Genomic DNA, 23,460 nt, shown 5'->3' on the forward strand with positions numbered 1-23,460 from the left:
CCCTGACAAAAATTGGAGGCCTATGTTACTCGGTGTAGGCGTTTGGCTCAATCTTAGGCACAGCTGGTCGGTGCATTTGTTCATCTTCACTGTAAAGCGGCTGGCTCAATATTGCTGGGATAGTCGTGCCAGCAACCTATCCATAGCACGATAACCCAGTGCTTGGGCAAGATGGCGGCGTTCGGTGTTAGGTGCTTGTTCAAGATCGGCGATAGTGCGGGCGACTCTTTGTATACGATGAAAACTGCGAACCGAAAGGCCAAGCTTCACCACGCTTTGCTCTAAAAACACTAAATCAGCATCACTGAGTCCGCTGAAGCGTTTCAATTGTTTCCCTGTAAGTTCGCTATTGAGCACACCAGCACGGGCGAGTTGTAGCTCACGTGCTAGCTTCACTCGTTTGGCGATATCTTGGCTGGTTTCTGTCTGCGGCGCGGCTTGAGTCAAAGTGCCCGCGGGAAGTTTGGGCACTTCTATGGTCAAGTCGAAACGATCGAGAAACGGACCTGAAAGCCGCGAAAGGTAACGTTGGATTTGTTCAGGGCTGGATCTATGATGGCTATCCAAGTCGCCACTAGGGCTAGGATTCATCGCTGCGATTAATTGGAATCGACTCAAAAATGTCAGCTTAGCGGCGGCGCGGGAAATCACCACTTCGCCGGTTTCCATCGGTTCGCGCAGGCAATCTAAGACTTTACGCGGAAATTCAGCCACTTCATCCAAGAATAATACACCGCGATGGGCGAGGGAGATCTCCCCAGGTTTTGGGATACTGCCACCGCCAACGAGGGAAATCGAAGAACTCGTGTGGTGCGGCGCCCTAAATGGTCGCTGTAAAAAATGCTGCGGTTTAATGTCGAGCCCAGCAACGGAATGAATTGCCGCCACTTCTAACGCTTCCTCATAATTGAGCGCGGGCAATAGCGCCATCATGCGGCTGGCAAGCATGGTCTTGCCAGTACCTGGCGGGCCTAGCATCAAGAGGTTGTGGTTACCCGCAGCGGCAATTTCGAGAGCTTGCTTGGCTTGATATTGGCCAATCACATCGCTCAGGCAAGTATGAGATTCGGGTGTCTCTTGGCTTACCCATTCTAACTGTGGCGCCAGTGTGGGCAGTTGGTTTTGCCCTTGTAAATACGCGGCTAGACTTTGCAGATGCGAACCAAATAACACATTGGGATAGCCGACTAGCTCTGCATCGTGGCGGTTGTCTAGCGGTAAGACCAAGGTATGGTCTTGGCGCTTCGCCGCTATAATCGCGGGCAATAACCCTTGGCAGTAACGTATGTGCCCTGACAGTGCCAGCTCGCCGACAAACTCGATATTTTTTAAACTGTTAATGGGAATCTGTTCCGAAGCTGCCAATATGCCCACGGCGATGGGTAAGTCGTAGCGGCCACCTTGTTTAGGTAAATCAGCTGGCGCGAGATTGACTGTTATCCGCCGCATTGGAAACTCGAATCCCGCATTGATCAAGGCACTGCGTACTCGCTCACGGGCTTCTTTTACCGAAGCTTCGGGTAAGCCTACAAGATTAAATGCTGGTAAGCCGTTGCTGAGATGTACTTCAACTGTGACTTGTGGAGCTTCGACCCCACAACTGGCTCGGGTATTGACACAGGCTATCGCCATAAACAAATCCTTTTGTTAATTTTTTTGCGCTGAATTTGAGTGTAGCAGTAATTAATGGGAGGGGTTTCCTATCGCCTAGGTCGTTGCCCTTCTCATTAGCAAGCCGTTGACTCCGGCTTTGCTAATCGTGTGATAGGTTTGGCAATTTGCCTTATTTGAAGGTGGCAAATAGTTGATAGAAATGATAAAAAAACAAATATTGGAGTCGTGAGGTAAATATGGATATGTTGTTAGCAGAAAATTCCCCCATTCGTCAGCAGCTGCTAGAGCAAAAGTTGGCGCAGTTTAAAGACCCGCATCTTGCCCATACGCTTTCGGCATTTATTCGAAGTAGTGTCGATCTCTATCCCTGTGCAATCGAAGACTATGGCCAGTTAGGTAATAGCCGGCTGGGTGGATTGCCGGATTTGCCTGTTGGCATGGATTATCCGGTGACTTTGGTCGGAAGGGAGGAGATGTTGGATGGCTATGTTGAGAGCTTTGGCCATACCCGCGAGTTTATTAATGAGCATTGGCGGGAGGACTGGCAGGACGATTGGGAGACTGATGAGGAGCATCATTGGGATTGGGATGAGGCTGCGCAAGCCTTCCGTGTGCCCATGCAATTTATCGCACAGCTCAACTGCAGCGACCTGAAGGCGTTTCAATCTTATTTGCCTCGAGAAGGGCGATTGTTGTTCTTTTTGGAGCGCTGGCGATTCTCGGAAATGCTTCGCGGCCATGTCTATTATGTCGCAGAGGATCAGCAACTGAACTCTGGAAAAGCGATTGCCGAACCTAAGTTCGACGATGCGGTATGTGCAAACTATGAGTATGAAGAGGCTTATCAACTTCAGGGAATTGCCAGCATTAAGATGATAGCCCCTGACATGATTAATAGTGACAACCCGCATTTAGTAAAGTTAGCCAAGGCACGTTTACAAGCGCTACCAGAACCGCAACAAGCTATGGTGCTGGAGGCCCTAGCGGTTGTGGATGATGAATTGGCACCAGAGTGGCAAGATCAGCTCAAGGGCTATGAGCTGATACAATTGAATGAGCAGGGGTTTATCCCTGGTCAGATTCTCACTCAATCGCAATGGGCTCCGACTGGCAGTCATCCAACTTGCAGGTATTGCTGGTCCCCGAGCAGCCGCTGCCGTATTACAATGGTATCGCCAGCATTAATGGCCATGGCGATAGTCGCTATAAAGCCCCCGAACTCCATGCCGCGGCTGAATTAGGCGGCAATGCCGAAGATTATCTAGTACTGTTCAAAGTCGTCTACAGTGAGCATTCTATGCAATTGAATTTTATTATCCACCAAGCGGATTTAAAGTTAGGAAAATTCGATCGCATTTACTGCATTTATGATTATTAGTTCATTGAAAGGTTGGCTACAGCCAACCTTTTTGTTTGGCGATGCGGGCTACACAGCACTTGGAGTATATCGAGACGATTGAAGGTGTATGTTGCGACCGATTAAAAGAAGAGTCGCAAGCACAATTTAGTGCCTTTGAATGAATATGAGTTATAACGGATTGATTCTGGGAGAAATGATTACCACTGAATAGATTGAGTGCTTGATAGTTATATTTAATTATTTCAATCAGTTAATAGAGGTTAGTCAACCTATGCCATTATATGAGGGCATCGTTGCACAGTCTCAGTTGGTTGACCCTCCACTGAAAATCATGGTTCCCCTCCCCACGACCTTGATTCAACTTGACCGCTAGGCCGCATTAACGTCTGAGTTCTAACTTGTATTCCTTTTAAGTCCCCGTCATTTTCTCCGTGGTTAGGTCGCAAGACTGAGCATAAGGCCGCCACTTACATCCCCATAAACATTCTGCTACTGAGCCACTCGAACTCCTTATACAGACAGGGTGTCGGAATAAATAGTCAGCATATAAAGTATACTTTGTATCATTTTGTGGTTTAATCGAAACATCTGCTGCCGATTTTAGCAACATTTTGGGCGGCGATGCGGTAACAAGGTTGTGAATCGATAATAATAAAGTGACCTCTTGTGAAGGATGACATTTGAGGGAACATGGTCGAGGAGAACTCGCCTATGCGTTCGTGGATGTTAGCGTGTGTGTTTATCTGTACTGCGGGTTTTGGTGGGGCAGCATGGGCAAAACTCGATGTGGTTTTCTTTAATCCTGGGGCTGTCGATGACAGTTTTTGGGGAGATGTCGACCAATTGATGTTGGCGGCATCGACGACACTCGATATTAAACTCGATATCATTCATTCCGATCGCAATCACTTCAAGATGATCACTCTACTCGATGAGTTGTTAGCTTCTGCAAAGGCGTTACCTAATTACGTTATTCTGGTTAATGAAAAACAATCCGCGATAAAAATGCTGCAGGCGCTTTATCCTCACCCTGTCTATGTGCAATTGATTTTAAATGATATTTCCCCTGGCGAGCGTGATGCTTTGCTGCAAGATCCCCATTGGCAAGAATATCTGTTACCCGCCATTATTCCCGATAATTACGCTATTGGTTCGGCGACCGCTAAGGCCTTAATGGACGACTTAGAGGGAAAGGCGGCTAAAGTTCTGTTGATTTCGGGCGATAAATCGACGCCTGCTTCAGTGCTACGAACCCAAGGCGCCAGTGACTATTTCTTTATGCAGTCCAATGCCACTCTGACTCAAACGGTTTATGGCCAATGGAGTGAGGCTGTGGCTTATGGGCAAGCGTTAACCCTGCTGAATCGTTATCCTGATCTGAATGTGATTTGGACCGCCAGTGATCGTATGGCGATTGGGGTGCTTAAGGCATTGAAGGAAAAAGGTTTGGTGTCTGGTAAAGATGTATTTGTCGGTACGATCAATACTTCACCTGAGATTTTACAGCTTTGTCGCCAGCACTCTGTGAGTGTTATTGGTGGCGGGCATTTTTTGGTTGGCGCTTTAGGTTTGGTCGAATTGCAATATTATCAGCAGCATAAAAAATATCTCCCCTATGACAATGTTGCTTTGTTCGGTGTTTTGCAACCAGATTCGGCATTTTATCAAATGTTAGTTGCTCGAGATTGGCCACAGATTTTCCAGTCTCAGATTTTGAATAAGTTGCCCCTCAAGGCGTAATAACAGGTGTACATGAAGCATCGTAATCATTCTATTAGCCACAAGATGACGCTGATTATTATTGGGGTGAGCTCGTTTTTTGCTGTATTAACTATGCTGGTACAGTTGATTTGGAACTATCAGGATAGTATCGATAATGCGACTTCGGATATCCGCGAGTATTCAGAATCTATTTTGCCAAGCGTGGCGAAGTCACTGTGGGACGTCGACCGTAGCTTGTTATCGGATTTGCTCTCTGGACTGGGGATGATGCCATTAGTGTCGAGTGTACATTTAGACAGTATCGATGGCGTCACTATGCATCTGGGTAAACCTTTGTTAACCGATGATGAGTCGCAAACTCTATTTCACTATCCTGTGACCTATCAAGAGCAGTCGATAGCGACTTTGACCGTAGGGTTAGATACCAATCGGCTTTACTACGAGCTGTGGCGGCAGTTGATTTTTATCGTGCTCGGTAATGGGTTAAAGACCCTATTGATGATTTATTTGATTTTGACCTTAGTGCGACTCATGGTGACAGATAGATTGTCGGCACTGGAAGATTTCACTAATAAAATCAATCTTAACTCGTTAAAAAAGTTATCTGTGCCCGAGACGGTAACCGCAAGACCCGATGAAATAGCCCATGTGGCATTGTCACTTAAAGGTATGTATCAAAGGATACGTAATGATTTAGCCATCAATAAACGTCAGCAACGTGCACTGCAACAACAGCAGCATTTATTGTCTGACTTAGTCAAAGAACGAACTAAAGAATTAGATTGGCAGTCGCAGTCGAATCAATTGTTGGCCGAGATTTCATTGCAATTTTTGAGCATAGATACCTGCAATGTGGATAAAACCTTAACTGAGGTATGCCACAAAATAGGTCAGTTATTTGATGTTGAAAGGGTGAGTCTTCTCGAATTCAATCAGCAGCATGCCTATTACCGCAGCTTTTGGACCAGTGACTTACACGCAAATAAGGTCCAAGTGATTTCGGTAGATAATATTGCTCAACTGGCTAAAAAATTCGAGACGGAATCGACCTTAGTGATTGAGGATCTTGAGGCGTTAAAGGCTTTTTCACCACAGGAATATGAGGTAATGAAATCCGTGGGGATATGTTCGATTGCCGCCTTTGCGATTAAAAATGCTGGGGAGTTATTGGGATTGCTCTCGCTGTCGACTGTGTCGCGGCCATTAAATTGGAACGCCCAGAAAAAGAATATGTTGACCCAATTCGCCTCCGCATTGAACGAGTTACTGCTACGCGAACAGAAAGAGCGTCAGATGATAGTGCTACAACAAGCGCTGGTTGCCGCGAATAGCCAATTAAAGGTGATGGCTGAAACCGATGAGTTAACTGGCTTAGCTAATAGACGACCCTTTACCGAAAGATTAGCTACTGTGCTACAAGCTAACACTCCAGCGGGATTGTTAATGTTGGATATCGATTATTTCAAATCCTACAACGATACTTATGGTCATCTTGAAGGCGATACTGTGCTCAAGCAGGTGGCTGATGCCTTAGCACAGTGCGATATCCTGCCGCACAATGCTCTATTGGCTCGCATTGGTGGTGAAGAGTTTGCTTTGGTCGTCGAGCAGGTCACGCCAGCACAGTTAACGGCTATTGCTACGCAACTGTGTTATCTCGTTGAGCAACTCAATATTCCCCATCAAGTATCTCCGTTGGCTGTGGTGACGATCAGTATTGGCAGCGTGTTTTTGCCATTAGATAAGATCTCGGGGTTTAAGATGGCCGACGTATTACGCCGCGCCGATGTTTGCCTCTATCGCGCTAAGGATAAAGGTCGCAATAGAGTCGAGGTTGAAGTGATTTAATGGGAGCCGGTTGAAGGTGACGTTACTCTTTCGCCAAGATATCCCAACACGTTGCTGGATTGGCTACTGAGCTTCAAGAGTCTAGGCGCTATGCTGCAAAATTGGAGACATATTCGGTTAGCATCACCACGCCACAGACGTCCTCAATCATGCTAACTAATTGATAACATTTATGTGAAACACAGCTGTAGATAAGTCGCTAAGATAAAAATTACTCAAGGTGAGGTAATATTAGGCGGCAGATGAGATATAATCTGTCGCCTATTGTCGATTTAGCGATGCACTCTGAGTGACATCCATGCTGCCATTCTGGACGTATTTTACGTAACGCAATTAAGCAAAGCCACGACTGCATAGTCAATTCTGTTGGTTTAAATGTACGTTCTAGCAGCTCAATATCAAAGCCACCGCGCTCGGATGTCTAATGCCATCGAGTCGAGTAAAATAATTAAATGCTGTATATTCAGTCGTTTCGACATAAAAAATTACTTAAATGATGCAAGTGCATTAGCGCTATGCGTGGGCTGCGAGAGCGGAGTCACGCATAACTCGTGAATTTGCAGATATACTGAGTGCACCCTAAGGATTGTCATCTAAGCGCTCATTTATCTCAGGGGTGAAAGTGGTCAATACAATCTTGTTGTGCAGCGACCAGACAAAGCAAACTTTGCTCAAATACAATGAATTCAACTGACTTGCGAGCAATAAAGCGCGAGTTCGTCCTAGTTAGTCCAGTGTTAAATGAAAGGTGTTACATGAGTCTCTTTGATAACGTGATGATTATATTGTGTCTAATCGGCGCGAGTTGTTTTTTCTCTATGTCAGAAATTGCACTTGCCGCTTCACGTAAAATTCGTTTACGTCAGTTAGCCGATGAGGGCGATGCACGAGCAGAAAAAGTGCTGCAGTTACAAGCCGTTCCCGGTAGCTTTTTTACGGTAGTACAAATTGGTCTTAATGCCGTTGCCATCATGGGCGGTATTGTGGGTGAGTCGGCATTTCGGCCTTACTTCTATCAGTTGCTTTCCCCTTTAGTTGCCGAGCCTTGGCTGAGCCAATTGAGCTTTGTTTTATCCTTCATAACGGTAACCAGCGCCTTTATTTTAGTCGCCGATTTAATGCCAAAACGCATTGCCATGGCGATGCCTGAGCCTGTCGCTTTAGCTGTTGTCGGGCCTATGTCTTTCTGTATTGTGCTATTACGCCCATTAGTGTGGTTTTTTAATGGCATGGCAAGTGGTATCTTTAAACTGCTGCAGATCCCAACCGTGCGTAACGATGCCATCACCTCCGACGATATTTATGCCGTCATGAATGCGGGCGCCGAAGCTGGGGTGCTAGATCGCGGTGAGCAACAGATGATGGAAAATGTGTTTGAAATGCAAACCGTTTCTGTGACTTCGGCCATGACGGCCCGTGAAAGCTTAGTGTACTTTTTACTGCAAGACAGTGAAGAAGATATCAAGCGTAAAATTTCTGAAGATCCCCATACTAAGTTCCTCGTCTGCGATGGTCAGTTGGATATGATCAAAGGCTTCGTGGATGCGAAAGAATTGCTGATCCGTGTGATCAACGGTGAGAATATCATCTTAAAAGGCAGTAACTTAATCCATACTTCGCTGATCATTCCCGATACGCTGAGCCTGTCAGAAGCGATGGAATACTTTAAAAATAGTCGCGCCGATTTTGCCGTGGTAATGAACGAATACGCCTTAGTGGTGGGGATTGTGACTACTAACGATCTACAGCGCGCCGTAATGGGGGCTTGGTCATTGCACGAGAGCGAAGAGCAGATCATCGCCCGTGATAGCAACTCTTGGTTAGTCGATGGAGTGACGCCTATTACCGACGTAATGCGCGCCTTTGGTATTGAGGAGTTTCCGCATAATCAGAACTACGAAACCATTGCTGGTTTTATGATGTATATGCTGCGTAAAATCCCTAAGCGTACGGATTTCGTGAACTATGCGGGCTATAAATTTGAGGTGGTCGATATCGATTCGTACAAGGTCGATCAGCTATTAGTGACCCGTATCGATCCTATTGATAAGCTCAACTCGCCGGATGTGTAATCCTGCCATCTTGTGTTGATTGCCTTGCGATAGAAATCTTGTGGCAATAGTTCGTTAGCACCAATTTGATAGCAACTGTTCGATAGTGAAGCGGTTCTCTTTAGCTAAGTTTTTAGCTTTTTGAGAGCCGTTTCGGTTTTCTATCTCGTTGAAACTCTTCACTCGCACTTTTATTTTGTATTACTTTCCCCGTTTAAATCACATCCAAAAACGCATTAACGATGGGATCATCAAGTCGTTTCACTTTGCAGCAGCAACCTAACTCGAACGGTGGAATCGCAACTGGCGACGAGAGCAGCTGAATGCGATCCCGCACTGGGCTATTATTGATCACCACTTCGGGGCTCATGCTCACGCCACAACCTAACGCTACCATAGAGGCGATAGCTTCTTGGCCCGACACTTGGGCGTAAATATTAGGGCTGATGCCCATTTGTTTGAACCAGTTATCGGCGCGGCGCCGTCCTGGGCCGTGATCTGGGATGATAAAGGGTACGCTCGACCAATCGATGGGCGTTTGGCTAACTTGTTGCTGTACTGCACAGCGGATCGTCGGTGCGATAATCGACAGTGGCACATCGTCGATTTTGGCAAAATGTAAGCTGCTGGGGAAAGGAGCGGGCAGGGCGGCGATGGCGATATCGGCGCGATTCTGCTGCACTTCTGCTAGCGCGTTCGCTGCATCTCCCGTGGTTAAGGCGATTTCGACGAAGGGATGCTCTTGGCGGAATAGATCCAATAAACCCGGTAAATGACTGTAGGCGGCAGTGACCGAGCAATACAGATTTAACCGACCGCGCAGCACGTCCTGCTTGAGATCGATACTGTGCTTGAGTGTGCTCCAATGGTTCAAAGTCTGCTCGGCGAATCGCTTAAACTCGTGTCCCGCGTGGGTTAAGGTCACGCTGCGATTATCCCGCTCTAACAGTTTAGCGTTCACTTCTTCTTCTAATCTTTGCAGGGCTCTGCTTAAAGTTGATGGGCTCACATGCATCTGCTCCGCGGTCTTGGCGAAGTGCAAACTGTCACATAAGTGCAGGTACAATTTGAGGGTACGAATATCCATAACTTATCCTGTTTAGCCTGAGCTTGAGTGCTGCATATTGCCGCCGATGTTGCTGCCAGTGTTACTGAGCGTTATTGCGGCTGACGTTGCGCATAATGCAATATGAAGTTCCGAATATATCATTTTAAGCAATGATAAGCATGGGTTATAGTGATTTCAATCACAACCAAGTCGTAACATTATGTTAGTTTGGTTGCGTCCAAAATTTCTGACTTATAGGTGGTATATCAGATGGCTAACTATTTTAACTCTCTGAATTTACGTCAACAATTAGCACAGCTTGGCCAATGTCGTTTCATGGATCGTTCTGAGTTTAGCGACGGCTGTAACTACATCAAAGATTGGAATATTGTTATTTTAGGTTGTGGTGCTCAAGGTCTTAACCAAGGCTTGAACATGCGTGATTCGGGTCTGAATATCTCTTTTGCCCTGCGTCCTGAAGCGATTGAACAGAAACGTGCCTCATGGCAAAAAGCAACCGATAACGGTTTCCGTGTCGGTACCTTTGAAGAATTAATCCCCGCGGCGGATCTGGTCCTTAATCTGACGCCGGACAAACAGCATTCAAACGTGGTTAACGCGGTTATGCCACTGATGAAGCAAGGCTCTACCTTGTCTTACTCACACGGTTTCAACATCGTTGAAGAGGGTATGCAAGTTCGTTCCGATATCACTGTGGTGATGGTTGCGCCTAAGTGCCCAGGTACTGAAGTGCGTGAAGAATACAAACGTGGTTTTGGTGTGCCTACCCTTATCGCGGTTCACCCAGAAAACGATCCAAACGGTGATGGCTTAGAGATTGCTAAAGCCTACGCTAGCGCAACGGGTGGAGACAGAGCCGGTGTTTTACTGTCGTCTTTTATCGCAGAAGTGAAGTCGGATCTGATGGGCGAGCAAACCATTCTATGCGGTATGTTGCAGACGGGTGCCATCTTAGGTTACGAGAAAATGATCGCCGATGGCGTTGAGCCAGGCTACGCGGCCAAGCTTATCCAGCAAGGTTGGGAAACGGTCACTGAAGCGCTGAAACACGGCGGCATCACTAACATGATGGACCGTTTGTCTAATCCAGCCAAGATTAAAGCATTTGAAATTGCAGAAGATTTAAAAGAAATTCTGCAACCATTATTTGAAAAGCACATGGATGACATCATCAGCGGCGAATTCTCACGCACTATGATGGAAGACTGGGCGAACGATGATGCGAACTTGCTGCGTTGGAGAGCGGAAACCGGCGAAACCGGTTTCGAAAATGCGCCCGTATCGAGCGAGCATATCGACGAACAAACCTATTTCGACAAAGGTATTTTCCTGGTCGCTATGATCAAAGCGGGTGTGGAACTGGCGTTTGACACTATGGTGTCTGCGGGTATCGTGGAAGAGTCGGCCTATTACGAGTCACTGCACGAGACCCCACTGATCGCTAACACGATTGCCCGTAAGCGTTTGTACGAAATGAACGTAGTGATTTCAGACACAGCCGAATACGGTTGCTACCTGTTCAATCACGCTGCCGTACCTATGCTGCGTGACTATGTTAATGCCATGTCATCTGAGTATTTAGGTGCTGGCCTGAAAGACAGCGCAACCGGTGTCGACAACCTAACGCTCATCGCTGTTAACGAAGCGATTCGTGAAACGGCAGTGGAATATGTTGGCGCTGAGCTTCGCGGTTATATGACAGATATGAAGAGCATTGTTGAGGCTTAATTGATAGTGAGTTAAGCCCAGCATTGGGGGAGAGGGTTGAGACTCAAAGGACTTGGGGCTCAGCTCAGTTCCCAAGCAAGCTCAAGATAGTGAAACGCGCATCTTGAGCTTGCTTAGTGATAAATCAGTTAGTGAGAACAAATTTTTTCCTGTTCAGTGGGTTGTCGAGCGGGCAAAAACGACACAGTTAGTGAGTCTATCGTTCAGTAGGTGAATCGCGCCGACTGAGGCTCAACAGTTAACGTTTTACTTTGTTGTTTTGCATTGTCTCGGCAGGGAAGCTGAATTTTTTTTTGACAAAAGATATTTTTTATTGTGTTTGGCTGTCGCTTTATGGTAAAGCTAATAGCTCGCGGTAGGGCAAAGTCCAAAGCGAAACTAACTTTCATGCAATATCCCAATTTTAGAAACACCGATTAGGAATCCATATTGATGTTTAACCAAGCTGCCAAGCTCATTCTCGTGATTATTACCGTCGTGATTATTAAATCACAGCGGGGGCGGCGCATGGCAAACTGATAGACCTAAAAGGTTAAAAGTTTCGAAAGAACCCCCCGCTCCGAAAGGACCGGGGGGTTCTTCGTTTCAGGGCCTAGAGCTAGGTTCTAAGCTTCGAAAGAGTAAAAAATTAGCGTCGATTTTCGGCAATTCAGGACTAACGTAGCGAGAGAGAATATGGAACCAGGGCAGATGATCAGAGGCGCAGACGCGGTAATCAAAGTGTTAGCAGCACATGGAGTCACCACAGTGTTTGGTTACCCAGGTGGTGCCATTATGCCAATATACGATGCCCTCTATGGAAGCCCTGTTGAACATCTCTTAAGCCGTCACGAACAAGGCGCCGCCTTTGCTGCCGTAGGATACGCAAGAGCCAGCGGTAAAACTGGCGTGTGCTTTGCGACATCAGGCCCTGGCGCGACTAACCTTATCACCTCACTTGCCGATGCGTTGCTAGATTCAGTGCCTATCGTGGCTATCACAGGCCAAGTCTCCACCGCCGTTATCGGCACTGATGCGTTTCAAGAAATCGATGTACTGGGCATGTCACTGAGCTGCACTAAGCACAGCTTTATGGTGACAGACGTCAACGACCTGATCCCAACCTTGTATCAAGCTTTTGAGATCGCCGCATCCGGCCGCCCTGGCCCTGTGTTGGTCGATATCCCGAAGGATATCCAACTTGCTCACCTTGAATACCGTACGCCTTTGCTGGCCGTCATGAACGAACCACAAGCCGAGATGAGTGATATCGAGGCCGCCCGTACGCTGTTGGCAGAAGCGAAACAACCTATGTTGTATGTCGGCGGCGGTGTAGGCATGGCGGGTGCGGTCGATCAACTGCGTGAGTTTATCAAAGTAACGGGTATACCTTCGGTCGCGACCTTGAAAGGGCTTGGCAGTATCGCCCACGGCACGCCTGGTTACTTAGGCATGTTAGGTATGCATGGTGGCAAGGCGGCTAACTTAGCGGTACAGGATTGTGATTTGCTGATCGTGGTTGGCGCCCGTTTCGACGACAGAGTCACCGGCCGTTTAGCGAGCTTTGCCGACAAGGCCAAAGTGATCCATTTAGACATAGACGCCGCTGAGCTGGGCAAGTTACGTATGCCAGAGGTGGCGATAGCCGGTGACTTACGTCAAATCTTGCCTGCCTTAGCCATGTCGATGAACATCACGCCTTGGCAGGCCGAGGTGGAGCATTTATGTCGTAAGCATCAATGGGATTATCAACACCCCGGCAGTTTGATCTATGCGCCTGCGCTGCTGCGTCGTTTAGCCAATAAGTTACCCGAGGACAATGTTGTTTGTTGCGATGTAGGTCAGCACCAAATGTGGGTGGCCCAGCATATGTGGTTCCGCCGTCCAGAGGATCACCTGTCCAGCGCGGGCTTAGGCACTATGGGTTTTGGTTTGCCCGCCGCGATTGGTGCGCAAGTGGCCCGTCCCGATGCGACAGTGGTGACTGTCTCTGGCGATGGTTCTTTTATGATGAATGTGCAGGAGCTGACCACCATCAAACGCCGTAAGCTGCCGGTGAAAATCGTGCTGGTTGATAACCAAAAGCTTGGCATGGTGAAGCAGTGGCAGCAGCTATTCTTTGAAGAGCGCTATAGCGAAACGGATTTATCCGATAACCCCGATTTTGTGCAATTGGCCTCCGCCTTTGATATTCCCGGCCGCACGATTTTTTCTTCCGATGAAGTGGAAGAAGCCTTAACCGAAATGTTAGCGGCTAAGGGTCCGTATTTGTTACACGTTGCAATCGACGATGCTTTTAACGTTTGGCCACTGGTGCCCCCCGGCGCATCAAACAGCGATATGATGGACGAAATGGAGAAACAAACATGATCCACTCTCTGGAATTAACGGTTCAACAACGCCCCGAAGTGCTTGAGCGTGTTTTGCGCGTGACTCGCCATCGTGGCTTTAGGATTACCCAAATGCAGATGCGCATGAATGACGACGCTAGCCTGTCGCTGGATATGGAGGTCGATAGCGAACGTGCCATCGAACTGTTAAGTAATCAGCTGAATAAACTGATTGATGTGACCCAGTGTAAGGTATTGTTACCGCTGAGCTTGCAACAAACGGCGAATGCTTAAGCATTCGCCCTGTGAATTAAGAATACGATTTTCGATTTGAGATAAAGGATACAGTCAATGCCAAAGTTACGTTCAGCTACCAGTACCGAAGGCCGCAATATGGCGGGTGCCCGTGCGCTATGGCGCGCCACAGGGGTGAAAGACAATGATTTTGGTAAGCCAATTATCGCCATTGCTAACTCCTTTACTCAGTTTGTACCGGGTCACGTGCACTTAAAAGACATGGGCTCACTGGTGGCGAGCGCCATCGAAGAAGCTGGCGGTATCGCCAAAGAATTCAATACGATCGCCGTCGATGACGGTATCGCCATGGGCCACGGCGGCATGCTTTACAGTCTGCCATCGCGCGAGCTTATCGCCGACAGTGTGGAATACATGGTTAATGCCCACTGCGCCGATGCTTTAGTGTGTATCTCCAACTGCGACAAGATCACACCTGGCATGTTGATGGCGGCGCTGCGCCTCAATATTCCCGTCGTGTTTGTCTCTGGCGGACCGATGGAAGCGGGTAAAACTAAGCTGTCGGATAAACTCATCAAGCTCGACTTAGTCGATGCTATGGTGGCGGGCGCCGATTCGAACGTGAGCGATGAAGACAGTGCCAAAATCGAGCGTAGTGCGTGCCCAACCTGTGGCTCTTGCTCTGGCATGTTTACCGCGAACTCAATGAACTGTTTAACCGAAGCTCTAGGATTATCGCTGCCGGGTAACGGTTCTATGCTAGCAACCCACGCCGATCGTCGCGAGCTGTTTTTAGAAGCGGGTCGCCGCGTGATGGCGCTGGCAAAACGTTATTATCATCAAGATGATGAATCAGCATTGCCACGTAATATCGCAAACTTTAAAGCCTTCGAAAATGCCATGACCTTAGATATCGCCATGGGCGGTTCATCTAATACTGTATTGCATTTATTGGCCGCCGCGCAGGAAGCCGATGTTGATTTTACCATGGCGGATATTGACCGTATGTCGCGCCTTGTGCCGCACCTTTGTAAGGTTGCGCCATCGACGCCTAAATACCATATGGAAGACGTGCACCGTGCGGGCGGCGTGATGGGGATTTTAGGTGAGCTAGACAGAGCCGGATTACTGCATACCGATGTGTTCCATGTGGCGGCCGATGAAGGTGGCAATTTGAAGTCTGTATTGGCGAAATACGATGTGATGCAGACGCAAGATGAAAAAGTAAAACATTTCTTTATGGCGGGACCTGCGGGGATTCCGACCACTAAAGCCTTTAGCCAAGATTGTCGCTGGCCGTCACTGGATAATGACAGACAAGAAGGCTGTATCCGTAGCCGCGAGTTTGCCTTCAGCCAAGAGGGCGGTCTTGCCGTATTGTCGGGTAATGTGGCCGAAAACGGCTGTATCGTTAAAACGGCGGGCGTAGATGAATCTAATCTGACCTTCATCGGCTCGGCGCGCGTTTATGAAAGCCAAGATGATGCAGTGGCGGGCATTTTAGGCGGTGAAGTGGTGGCGGGCGACGTGGTTGTTATCCGTTACGAAGGCCCGAAAGGTGGCCCAGGTATGCAAGAAATGTTGTATCCAACCAGTTACTTAAAATCACGTGGTTTAGGCAAGGCCTGCGCGCTGATCACCGATGGTCGTTTCTCCGGTGGTACTTCAGGTTTATCTATCGGCCACGTCTCACCCGAAGCGGCCGCTGGCGGCACAATCGCCTTGATTGAAAATGGCGATCGTATCGAAATTGATATCCCCAAGCGCAGCATCAAGCTGGCGGTAAGCGATGCTGAACTCAATGCTCGCCGTGAAAAAATGCACAGTCTTGGCCCAATGGCGTGGAAACCTATTGGTCGCCAGCGTTATGTGTCACTCGCACTTAAGGCCTACGCCATGCTCGCCACCAGTGCCGACAAGGGCGCGGTGCGCGATCGCAGTAAACTGGAGGACTAATTATGTTTACTGCATCTATGTTGCCACTGGCATCGCAAACTCAGGCGGATTTAGCCCATTTTCAGTTGGCACAAAGCTATCTGCAAAAAATCCTGTTGTCATCTGTGTATGACATAGCGAAAGTGACGCCGCTTTCCAGCATGAACAAGTTGTCGGCGCGTTTAGGTTGTCAGGTATTTTTGAAGCGCGAAGATATGCAGCCAGTGCATTCCTTCAAGTTACGCGGTGCCTATAATCGTATCGCCCAGCTGACGAAAGAAGAATGCCAGCGCGGCGTGGTGTGCGCTTCGGCGGGCAATCATGCTCAGGGTGTAGCTATGTCGGCGGCGAGTCGCGGTGTGGATGCTGTGATTGTGATGCCCGAGACGACGCCCGATATTAAAGTCGATGCGGTACGCCGTTTAGGTGGCAACGTGGTATTGCACGGCCAAGCCTTCGATCAAGCCAATGGTTTTGCGATGGCGATGGCCAAAGAAGAGGGCCGAGTTTACATTGCGCCCTTCGACGATGAAGCCGTGATTGCAGGACAAGGCACTATCGCCCAAGAGATGTTGCAGCAGCAGCGCGATCTCGAAGTGGTATTTGTACCCGTGGGCGGCGGTGGGCTCATCGCGGGTATCGCCGCCTATTACAAGGCGGTGATGCCGCAGGTGAAAATTGTCGGTGTCGAGCCAGAAGACGCGGCCTGTTTAAAGGCTGCGATGGAAGCGGGCGAGCCTGTGACGCTGGCGCAAGTCGGTTTATTTGCCGACGGCGTGGCGGTTAAACGTATAGGCACTGAGCCGTTTCGAGTCGCGAAACTTTATGTCGATGAAGTAGTGACTGTCACTTCGGATGAAATCTGCGCCGCGGTAAAAGATATCTTTGAGGACACCCGTGCGATCGCCGAACCCGCAGGGGCCTTGTCCTTAGCTGGGCTTAAAAAATATGTCAGCGCTAATGCCAATGGTGATTGCGGCAATGGTGAGAAAGTCGCGGCGATTCTAAGTGGCGCCAATGTGAATTTTCACAGTCTGCGTTATGTGTCGGAGCGCTGCGAACTCGGTGAGCAAAAAGAAGCTGTACTGGCGGTGAAAGTCCCTGAGCGTCCGGGAAGTTTCTTAACATTCTGTGAGTTACTCGATAAGCGGGTGATGACAGAGTTTAACTATCGTTTCAGTAGTCGTGATCTTGCCGTGGTGTTTGCCGGCATTCGTTTAAGCCGAGGCCAAGGTGAGCTAGAACAAATCATTGCCACCTTAGAGGCCAATGGTTTTGAAGTTCAGGATTTATCTGGGGATGAAACCGCGAAATTGCATGTGCGTTATATGGTCGGTGGTCATCCACCAGAGCCTTTAGAGGAGCGTTTGTTTAGCTTCGAGTTCCCCGAACATCCCGGCGCGCTGCTGAAGTTTTTAACGACCTTGCAGAGCAAATGGAACATTAGTCTGTTCCATTATCGCAACCACGGCGCGGCCTTTGGCCGAGTGCTGGCGGGGTTTGAAGTACCAGCGAGTGATGCCTTGCCGTTCCAACAGTTTTTAACTGAGCTGGGTTTCGTCTATCAAGAGGAAACCCAAAGTCCTGCCTATCAGCTGTTTTTAAATGCGGGTAACGGCAACAAGGCGTTACAACCTTAGCTCACCATGCGCGTGATAGTTATGTTAGTCACAACTAAGGCTAAAGGAGGAGCGCACAGGCGCTCCTTTTTGTGGTAGTTTTGTAGACTTAATACTCTAGCCGCCGATTAGCGCGCCACTGTTAAGTCACTGACTTAATCCGCTGATGGTTAACTCGCTGGTTTTTAAAACAGAATGGCTAACGAATAACGAATTAATATCTAGACCTCGACCTACACGCATTAAGGAGACATGATGTTACCAGCACCGCGTTTTACCGCTTTTAATCCTCCTCGCCGTATTTTAATGGGCCCTGGCCCATCGGATGTTTATCCCGAAGTGCTTGCGGCGCAGTCCAGACCTACGGTTGGCCACTTAGACCCGCTGTTTGTGGGCATGATGGATGAGCTTAAGAGTCTGATCCAATACGCCTTCCAAACTAAAAACGAAATGACCATGGCGGTATCAGCGCCGGGCAGTGCGGGCATGGAAACCTGTTTCGTTAACTTAGTCGAGCCGGGTGAGAAGGTGATTGTCTGTCGTAACGGTGTGTTTGGTGAGCGTATGCGCCAAAACGTCGAGCGCGTCGGCGCCATTGCCGTGCTGGTGGACAATGAGTGGGGCACGCCTGTCGACCCTGCTGCAGTTGAAGCTGCGCTTAAGGCCAACCCCGATGCCAAATTTTTAGCCTTTGTGCACGCCGAAACTTCTACTGGCGCCTTGTCCGATGCCAAAACCTTGTGCGCATTAGCCAAAACCTATGGTTGCTTGAGCATAGTTGATGCGGTGACTTCCCTTGGCGGTGTCGAGTTAAGAGTCGATGAATGGGGCATAGATGCCATTTATTCTGGCAGTCAAAAATGCCTCTCATGTGTACCGGGTTTATCGCCAGTGTCTTTCTCGCCTGTTGCCGTCGAAAAACTCAAGAATCGCAAGACCCCAGTGCAAAGCTGGTTCCTCGATCAAAGCTTAGTGATGGCCTATTGGACCAGTGCTGGCGGCAAACGCAGTTACCATCACACTGCGCCCGTTAATGCACTTTATGCACTACATGAATCCCTGCGTATGTTGGCGGCCGAAGGTTTAGAAAATGCGTGGCAACGCCATCATGACATGCACTTAGTGCTGCGTGCTGGGCTGGAAAGATTAGGGCTAAACTTTGTGGTTGCCGAAGATTATCGCCTACCGCAGCTGAATACGGTTTATATCCCCGCAGGTGTGGATGATGCCGCAGTGCGCACTCGTTTGCTGAAGGATTACAACCTCGAAATCGGTGCAGGCCTTGGCGCCCTTGCGGGTAAAGCATGGCGTATCGGTCTAATGGGCTTTGGTGCCCGCCGTGAGAATGTTTCTTTATGCCTCAAGGCATTAGAAGAAGTGTTGAACTAATATGCCAAAATTACGCCTTGCTCTTTGCGGCCTAATGATCGCTTTGCTCAGTGCTTGTTCGGTGAACAATACCAGCAATGCGTCCTGCGATTTTGTGCGCGGAACAAACAATAATCAAAGTATGCGTGAGGCGAGTGGCCACGATATGGGCAGCGCCGATGAGCGACAAAAAGATGTCGGTATCGGCTTCTTGAGTGTCATCTTCGGCGGCATCAGTCGAGCACTTTCTTCCGATGATTCATCGGATGGAAAGTGTTTGTAACTTAGTTAGTTTTAGTGGTTTTGATTAAACGACAATCCCCGCAATGCGGGGATTTTTTAATTTTGTTAATAAAATCGCTTTTGGCAGCAGGTAATATTGATTTAGCACTGTCATTCCAGTGACTCGCCGACTTTAGTTTAAAAAATAAGTTGACCCTATCGGCCCTACGGCGGCATCTGCTATATATGGCTAGATTTATAACAAGACTAGAATGTCGCGAACACATGGATGTGAATGAGCGACCATGCCGCCAACGGTCACTTCCACGACAGTGCTTAATCCAGTTAAACCCTTGGTATACCTGATAGTCTGTTATTTATAATTATGCATTCCGATAATTTAATACCGAGAATTTAACAATGGGTGGCTCGTTAAGCTTTTTTGACTTGCGAAGGAATATTATGGCTAGCAACAGAGTAAAACGATGTTTAAAATAAATTCAAGTTTGCGCTAATGCTTTCTTAGGGACATTAAACTTTTAACCTATTACAGGGTAGTTATTTTGAGTACAAATCTACAGCCATTTTTTATTGTCCAATCAGATCCTGATGGTAAGGGAATACCGTATTTTATGGATAAACATTGGACTCCTGAGCTACCTGACTATGAGTTTTATGACTCACCACCATGTGAGGGTGATTTTTTAAATGCTTATTCTCTTAAAGCAAAAACATATCAACTGAATGGTGATTATTTGGTTGATGAAAATTTAGTTTCTAATGAAATGTTATACTTGTGTGAAAAATTAAATGTTAAGTGTATTCGTATTCCTGTCGATATTAACCTGCATCGAGGAGTTCGGCCGCAGAAAAAGTACTTTTTATTTTTTCCAATAAGTTATTTGTCTATCTTAGATAAGGATGAGTCCACTTATACTATCTCGATTGACTTAGATTCTGGAAAATTGAACACGCAAGAGGTACGTGGGTTAAAGAAGACATATTATGAGTCTATAGATAAATTTAAAATAAAGAATAATATTCGTGAACATTTATTCTTTTGTAACGAGATAGCGGCTTCTGTATGTTCTATTCAGTTTAAAAACGAGTACGAGGCTCTTGGTTTAACGGGTGTGAGTTTTAAGGAAATAAATGATAATTATCAGTATTCTGCATGGAACTGAGTGTATCATAAAATGAAAATATTGAAGCTAAGTACAAGGAGTGAATAATGGACTGGATTGAGTTAGAAGAAAAATGCTTTGAAATTACATACGATACAATCAAGATGTTATTGTTAGAAAATAAAGATGAGGCATTCTATGCGGTATCTCTTTACACTGACAGTAGTGCCATGTCAGCATCATTAAGTGCTAGCTCTGAGGGTAAGCTTAAAAGCATTCTCGTTGCTGAAGAAGATCAGAGCATAGAGTGTGAAAATTACTATAGATGGGCAGTATCTGAGTGGTTTTATGATGGATATAATGCGGGAGCCTTCTCCAAAATAAGTAAGATGCTTCGAGAGGACTCATCTCGAGAAATAAACTTTGCAAAGTTTAAAAATGAACTCATTCAGACATTATCAAATGTACTAATCAGAATAAAAAGAGAACTGCCTATTGAGCTAAATTCGACAGTGTGTTTTGTTTCAATTACTGACGACGATGAGTCTGAGGAAACAGAAAACTCTTCTGCAAAATTAATAAACGATGCACCACTTTCAATGGCATTTATTTTAAGGTTTGACTAATTAATCGTACAGATTTATCTATAAAAATAGAAACATAATCATCTTTTTTAAAAAGATGAAAAAAATAGGACAAACGCATATTTTCTTCATGGCGATTATTCTAAATCTTGATTCAAAAGATATGACTGCTGAGATGGTTACCCCCTATCTGGGGATTGGACTTCGGTTTGGGTCGTTCTGGCTATCAGAATGTACGGTAGTTTATGGGATTAAGCACTGGCATGTAAGTGACCGTTGGCGGCATGGTCGCTCATTCACATTCATGTGATCGCGACATTCGTATGTCCATATACAGCAGATGCAGCCGTCGAGCCCTCAGGGATGACTTATTTTTAAACCAAAGTTGGCGCGTGACTGGAATGACAGTGCTTAATCACTTCTCACGTCACAGAGTCTAATTGTCATATCTTTTGACGCATTCTTAGTTGAGCCATGTTGAACAATCAGAAGACATAAATCAGACCACCCAAGATAAACTGCAACATAGTTAAAAAGACAGGATGATAGTGGCATAGTAGATACATGAATAGTGTTTGAAGCAAAACATAAATCGAATTATGTTATTGCTTTATATGGAGTATTACTCCGCTGAATTTATCACTAAGGATTTTTTGATGATTAGAATATTGTGTTTAATTTATTTGATTTTAGTGTCATATAGTTCAATTGCATCATCACCTATAGTGGAGGAAATAGTGACTTCTGAATTGGCGAAGGAGTTAGGCTTTATTATAAAAATTGAACCTCAAGGTGATATCGGTCAGTCAATCGAAGTTGTTGGGCCTTTAGTTATTAATTCTGATTGCCGTCCTTTTAGAACTGGCAGTTTTTTTGCTGAAAAAAATGACAACCAGATTGCTGCATTTTTGACTACATTACCACTTTCCGATGAAGCTCCTAAAGTTTTAGGATTTACTCCGAATGATAGCTTTTATACCGTTAAGATGGTTATTGATTACACCTGTCCATCCCCTTACGAATCTGCAAGTCGAAGGTACGTGTTGCCAGTAAAGATAGAGTGAACAGGATAGGGGAAAAGACAGGGAAATGTTAACTGTTTCATCCATGCTAATGAATTCACATTGATATGGAAGTGACCGTTGACGGCATGGATGCCGTCGTCGAGCCTATAGGGATATATTTACGGCGTGTCACTGGAGTAGCGATGTGAATTGAGTTGTGCAGTCATTTTAAGCTAGCTGGATTAAACGTTTTGATGCAAGAAGGAAGTCCTCGCTCCGCAGCCTCCGATTTTTGCTAATTGACATATAATGTCATCCCGCTATTATGGCAGCACCTCAGATTACACGAACAAGATCCTATAAATGAAAAAGTTATTTATTATGCTGGCGATGATTTTTGCGGTTAGCTTAGTTACTAGCCCAGTCGTTGAAGCGAAAAAATTCGGCGGTAGTAAATCTATCGGCAAAAGCCATCAAACGGCTCCGGCTCAACCAGCGGCGACCAACACACCGACTACGGCGCCAGCGGGAGCACCGGGCAAAAAAGGTATGATGGGCGGCATGTTAGGCGGTTTATTAGCAGGTGGCTTATTGGCTGCGCTGTTTATGGGCGGTGGTTTTGAAAATATTCAAATCATGGATATTTTGATTATCGGTTTGCTGGCATTCGTGCTATTCAAAATCGTCCGTACTGTGATGGCCTCAAAAGCGGGTGCGCAGCCAAGACCAGCCTATGCGGGTGCTGGCCAACCCAATCCGAATATGCAGCGTCAACAGACTGAACAAACAGGTTTTGCCACCAATGCAAACAGCGGCAGCAATGGTTTTGGCCAATCGACAAGTGATGTGCCCTTTAATTTACCCGCGGGTTTTGATTTACCCGGCTTTTTGGAAGGCGCTCGCAGTCATTACAAAACTCTACAATTGGCTTGGAATGAAAACGATTTAAGCAAAATCCAAGAGTATGTTTCTATTGATCTTTACAATGAACTCAGCAACCAACGTCGCGAGTTAGTTGGCGATCAGCACACAGAAGTGATGTTTTTGGATGCAGAACTTGTCCGCGCCACACACAATGCAAATCTTGCGGAAGTGAGTGTTAAATTTAGCGGCCGCTATCGCGATACCGTTGAAGGCGTAGAAGAGGACATTAAGGAAATCTGGCATTTAGAGCGTAACGTAACGCAAGCCAACTCACCTTGGTTAATTGTGGGTATCGAACAGTAATCAGCTCAGTGTTTAAAGCAGCCTTAATCTCTTAAGGCTGCTGTTTACATCCCCTTTCGTTTCAATCCAGCCTTACCCTAGCAGTTCAACGTCATCGATAGATTGAAAAAATCCGGCTGTCATCGCATTCACTATTGGCGGCAGCAAGACTTTGCTGATTATTTTAAAGTAGTTAATTAACCTGAACTCGGGATAAGAAATGTTGAACTAATAGCCCTCCAAGTGATCGGATCTTTCGACCAAGAGAAACCCCATCACACCGGAGGGCCTATGCATAAATTAGTGGAAGTGTTTTGCGATGTCGATGATTTTTGCGCTGTTTTCATTCCAGAATGGGAAAAAACGCTGTTAACCGATGGTACACGCAAGCGTCAACGCCCTGGCCGTATGACGATGAGCGAAGTGATGACCATCATCATAC

Annotated in this window: 16 protein-coding genes and 2 pseudogenes; 16 read left to right on the top strand and 2 right to left on the bottom strand. The window is 46.8% G+C overall.

All coding sequences use genetic code 11. The features are described 5' to 3' along the window. Nucleotides 1-105: 105 nt before the first annotated feature. Complete coding sequence (locus L5M11_RS20705) at nt 106-1,632, bottom strand: YifB family Mg chelatase-like AAA ATPase (protein WP_105250475.1); 1,527 nt, start codon at nt 1,630-1,632, stop codon at nt 106-108. A 218-nt stretch (nt 1,633-1,850) separates the two neighbouring features. Between L5M11_RS20705 and L5M11_RS20710 the strand changes: the two are divergent. From L5M11_RS20710 to L5M11_RS20725, 4 genes and pseudogenes are all read left to right on the top strand, one after another. After that, nucleotides 1,851-2,992 (top strand): annotated as a pseudogene (locus tag L5M11_RS20710) (DUF1963 domain-containing protein). 693 nt (nt 2,993-3,685) lie between these two features. Next, nucleotides 3,686-4,714, top strand: coding sequence for an ABC transporter substrate-binding protein (locus L5M11_RS20715; protein WP_131524932.1), 1,029 nt, complete (start codon nt 3,686-3,688; stop codon nt 4,712-4,714). 45 nt (nt 4,715-4,759) lie between these two features. Beyond that, nucleotides 4,760-6,544 carry a GGDEF domain-containing protein gene (locus tag L5M11_RS20720; protein ID WP_198573269.1) on the top strand — a complete coding sequence of 595 codons (1,785 nt, stop codon included), beginning with the start codon at nt 4,760-4,762 and terminating at the stop codon, nt 6,542-6,544. A gap of 755 nt (nt 6,545-7,299) precedes the next feature. Beyond that, nucleotides 7,300-8,616: a hemolysin family protein gene (locus L5M11_RS20725; protein WP_105250472.1), complete on the top strand. Its 1,317-nt coding sequence runs from the start codon at nt 7,300-7,302 to the stop codon at nt 8,614-8,616. A 193-nt stretch (nt 8,617-8,809) separates the two neighbouring features. On the opposite strand, the gene ilvY is transcribed toward L5M11_RS20725, so the two are convergent. Next, entirely contained in the window at nt 8,810-9,682 is an 873-nt protein-coding gene (ilvY, locus tag L5M11_RS20730) for an HTH-type transcriptional activator IlvY (protein ID WP_263193125.1), read from the bottom strand. Nucleotides 9,683-9,913: 231 nt separating this feature from the next. Here ilvY and ilvC point away from each other — a divergent pair, with 231 nt between their 5' ends. From ilvC to L5M11_RS20790, 12 genes and pseudogenes are all read left to right on the top strand, one after another. Then, nucleotides 9,914-11,392, top strand: a complete 1,479-nt coding sequence (gene ilvC / locus L5M11_RS20735; protein ID WP_131524931.1) for a ketol-acid reductoisomerase — start codon at nt 9,914-9,916, stop codon at nt 11,390-11,392. Between the two features lie 675 nt (nt 11,393-12,067). Further along, nucleotides 12,068-13,741, top strand: coding sequence for an acetolactate synthase 2 catalytic subunit (ilvG, locus tag L5M11_RS20740; protein ID WP_263193127.1), 1,674 nt, complete (start codon nt 12,068-12,070; stop codon nt 13,739-13,741). Then, nucleotides 13,738-13,995, top strand: coding sequence for an acetolactate synthase 2 small subunit (gene ilvM / locus L5M11_RS20745; RefSeq protein ID WP_007651625.1), 258 nt, complete (start codon nt 13,738-13,740; stop codon nt 13,993-13,995). Before ilvG ends, ilvM begins: the two co-directional genes overlap by 4 nt. 57 nt (nt 13,996-14,052) lie before the next feature. Continuing rightward, entirely contained in the window at nt 14,053-15,912 is a 1,860-nt protein-coding gene (gene ilvD / locus L5M11_RS20750) for a dihydroxy-acid dehydratase (protein WP_131524929.1), read from the top strand. A 17-nt stretch (nt 15,913-15,929) separates the two neighbouring features. Beyond that, complete coding sequence (ilvA, locus tag L5M11_RS20755; RefSeq protein WP_263168464.1) at nt 15,930-17,531, top strand: threonine ammonia-lyase, biosynthetic; 1,602 nt, start codon at nt 15,930-15,932, stop codon at nt 17,529-17,531. A 234-nt stretch (nt 17,532-17,765) separates the two neighbouring features. Next, nucleotides 17,766-18,899: a pyridoxal-phosphate-dependent aminotransferase family protein gene (locus tag L5M11_RS20760; RefSeq protein ID WP_263186765.1), complete on the top strand. Its 1,134-nt coding sequence runs from the start codon at nt 17,766-17,768 to the stop codon at nt 18,897-18,899. Nucleotide 18,900: 1 nt separating this feature from the next. Continuing rightward, the gene (locus L5M11_RS20765) at nt 18,901-19,161 is read left to right on the top strand and encodes a hypothetical protein (protein WP_263186764.1); all 261 of its coding nucleotides are present in this window, start codon (nt 18,901-18,903) and stop codon (nt 19,159-19,161) included. 502 nt (nt 19,162-19,663) lie between these two features. After that, on the top strand, nt 19,664-20,284 hold the full coding sequence (locus L5M11_RS20770; RefSeq protein WP_263186763.1) for an imm11 family protein: 621 nt from the start codon (nt 19,664-19,666) through the stop codon (nt 20,282-20,284). Between the two features lie 47 nt (nt 20,285-20,331). Beyond that, nucleotides 20,332-20,850, top strand: a complete 519-nt coding sequence (locus L5M11_RS20775) for a DUF4303 domain-containing protein (protein WP_263141172.1) — start codon at nt 20,332-20,334, stop codon at nt 20,848-20,850. 695 nt (nt 20,851-21,545) lie between these two features. Then, complete coding sequence (locus L5M11_RS20780) at nt 21,546-21,872, top strand: hypothetical protein (RefSeq protein ID WP_147250511.1); 327 nt, start codon at nt 21,546-21,548, stop codon at nt 21,870-21,872. Between the two features lie 303 nt (nt 21,873-22,175). Then, a complete protein-coding gene (locus L5M11_RS20785; protein WP_263186762.1) occupies nt 22,176-23,039 on the top strand; it encodes a Tim44 domain-containing protein in 864 nt (287 codons plus the stop codon). 270 nt (nt 23,040-23,309) lie between these two features. Next, nucleotides 23,310-23,460: pseudogene (locus tag L5M11_RS20790) on the top strand (IS982 family transposase); the annotation flags it as partial.

Source organism: Shewanella sp. SM87, from assembly GCF_025653705.1.
GTDB lineage: Bacteria > Pseudomonadota > Gammaproteobacteria > Enterobacterales > Shewanellaceae > Shewanella > Shewanella oncorhynchi.